The sequence below is a fragment of the Sinomicrobium endophyticum genome, assembly GCF_052983315.1.
In genome coordinates, this window is the sequence record NZ_JBRKIS010000032.1 from 1 (window position 1) to 3,031 (window position 3,031).

The 3,031-nt window shown below is 51.6% G+C and carries 1 protein-coding gene; it reads right to left on the reverse strand.

Features of this window, described 5'->3' with window-relative positions:
• Positions 1–3,010, reverse strand: a 3,010-nt coding sequence (locus tag ACVBDU_RS12750; RefSeq protein ID WP_447180143.1) for a CLIPPER-2 domain-containing protein, incomplete at its 3' end; no start/stop codon positions are given.
• Between the last annotated feature and the right edge of the window lie 21 nt (positions 3,011–3,031).

Sequence of the window (3,031 nt, forward strand, 5' to 3'; positions counted from 1 at the left end):
CTTCTATCGGGTCACCGTTAGGGTCTTCTCCACTGGCCAGAGCCTGGTTGCTGACACCGCCATTATCTACATCCGACTGGGTGATCGTATACATCACCATTGCAGTACCTGTCTCACCAGGTGCCAAAGAAGCCGGGGTGATCGGTAGACCGGAAGTTCCTGTAAGTGCATCATCGATGGTGATATCGGATACCGTTACATTTCCGGTGTTGCTTACCGTAAAGGTGTATTCGATAGCATCGCCTACTACAAAGGCGCCATTTTCCCCGCTACCGGTATTGGTTACGGATTTTACCAATGCGATCGACGGAGTTTGTTCTATAGGCGTATCCGTCGGGTCGTCATTGTCTTCGTCTGTTCCGGACTCATCTTCTATCGGGTCACCGTTAGGGTCTTCTCCACTGGCCAGAGCCTGGTTGCTGACACCGCCATTATCTACATCCGACTGAGTGATCGTATACATCGCCGTTGCAGTACCTGTCTCACCAGGTGCCAAAGAAGCCGGGGTGATCGGTAGACCGGAAGTTCCTGTAAGTGCATCATCGATGGTGATATCGGACACCGTTACGTTTCCGGTGTTGCTTACCGTAAAGGTATATTCGATAGCATCGCCTACTACAAAGGCGCCGTTGTCCCCACTACCGGTATTGGTAACGGATTTTACCAATGCGATCGACGGAGTTTGTTCTATAGGCGTATCCGTCGGGTCGTCATTGTCTTCGTCTGTTCCGGACTCGTCTTCTATCGGGTCACCGTTAGGGCCTTCTCCACTGGCCAGAGCCTGGTTGCTGACACCGCCATTATCTACATCCGACTGGGTGATCGTATATGTCGCCATGGCAGTACCGCTCTCGCCCGGGGCCAAAGCAGCCGGGGTGATCGGTAGACCGGAAGTTCCTGTAAGTGCATCATCGATCGTGATATCGGATACCGTTACATTTCCGGTGTTGCTCACCGTAAAGGTGTATTCGATAGCATCGCCTAATACAAAGGCGCCATTTTCCCCACTACCGGTATTGGTCACGGATTTCACCAATGCGATCGACGGAGTTTGTTCTATAGGTGTATCCGTAGGATCATCATTGTCTTCGTCTGTTCCGGACTCGTCTTCCACGGGATCACCATTCGGGTCTTCACCGCTGGCCAGAGCCTGGTTGCTGACACCGCCGTTGTCCACGTCAGATTGGGTGATCGTATACATTGCCGTAGCAATACCGCTCTCGCCGGGGGCCAGAGTAGATGGTACAAGGACAAGACCAGTCGTCCCTGTAAGATCGTCATCAACGGTAATATTATCCACAGTAACATTCCCGGTATTGATCACCGTAAAGACATATGTGATCTCATCTCCTGCGTCGGACATACCATTGCCATTACTATCGACATAATCAGCGGTCTTTACCAAAGCAATTGACGGGGACTGGATGATCGGCGTATCTGTCGGTGTATCATTATCTTCACTGGTACCCGAAGTATCTTCCACAGGATCTCCGTTCGGAGCCTCACCTGTAGCCAGGGCCTGGTTGCTTACACCTCCATTGTCCACATCGGACTGGATGATCGTGTATATTGCCGTAGCGGTACCTGTTTCTCCGGGGGCTAACGTAGCCGGGGTAATCGGTAGGTCGGTAGTTCCGGTTAAGTCGTCGTCAATGGTGATATTATCTATATCGACGTTACCTGTATTAGTTACCGTAAAGGTATAAGTGATCTCATCTCCTGCATCGGCCATATCATTGCCATTGTTATCGACGTACTCGGCAGTCTTTATCAATGCAATTGACGGCTCCGGTTTCATTTCCAGTGGTGGCGTAATACAATCCGGGCAATCCGGATCGGGATCTTCCGTGGGGCTGGTTACCTGTACCGCATTCACCAGGTCGTCCGTAAAGTCCGGTGGGGTTTGTACCGTAACCGTATAGGTCACAGTTGCGCCGTTTGGAAGGGTCGGGATCGTTTCATTGATATCATCAGATCCACTCATGTTCGGGAGCGTAACCGTACCGGTGGTTACAACAGCCGTCCAGTTGGTTATCGTCGTACCGGCGGGGGCTGTGTCCACAACATTCACCTGCTCGGCATCGCTCGGACCGTTGTTGGTTACGGTTATGGTATACTCCACCGATTCGCCCTGAACATATTCTGTTTGTCCGGCATCACTTGTCACTTTTACCGTAACAATATCAGCCTGTGGGTTAGGTTCCAATGGTGGGGTTTCACAATCCGGGCAATCCGGGTCGGGATCTTCCGTCGGGCTGGTTACCTGCACTGCATTCACCAGGTCGTCCGTAAAGTCCGCTGGGGTCTGTACCGTAACTGTATAGGTAACTACAGCACCATCGGGAAGAATGGAGATCGTTTCATTGATATCGTCGGTTCCACTTGTGTTCGGAAGTGTAACCATACCAGTGGTTACAACAGCCGTCCAATTGGTTATCGTCGTGCCGACGGGGGCTATGTCCACAACATTCACCTGCTCGGCATCGCTCGGACCGTTGTTGGTCACAGTGATCGTGTATTCTACAGACTCACCGGGGACAAATTCTGTTTGTCCGGCATCACTTGTCACTTTTACCGTAACAATATCGGCCTGTGGGTTAGGTTCCAATGGTGGGGTTTCACAATCCGGGCAATCCGGGTCGGGATCTTCCGTCGGGCTGGTTACCTGTACCGCATTCACCAGGTCGTCCGTAAAGTCCGCTGGGGTTTGTACCGTAACTGTATAGGTAACTACAGCGCCATTCGGAAGTGTACTTATCGTTTCATTGATATCGTCGATTCCACTTGTGTTCGGAAGTGTAACCGTACCAGTGGTTACCTCGGCAGTCCAGTTGGTTATCGTCGTACCGACGGGGGCTGTATCTGTAACATTCACCTGCTCGGCATCGCTCGGACCGTTGTTGGTCACAGTGATCGTGTATTCTACAGACTCGCCGGGGACAAATTCTGTTTGTCCGGCATTGCTTGTCACTTTTACCGTAACGATATCAGCCTGTGGGTTAGGTTCCAATGGTGGGGTTTCACAATCCGG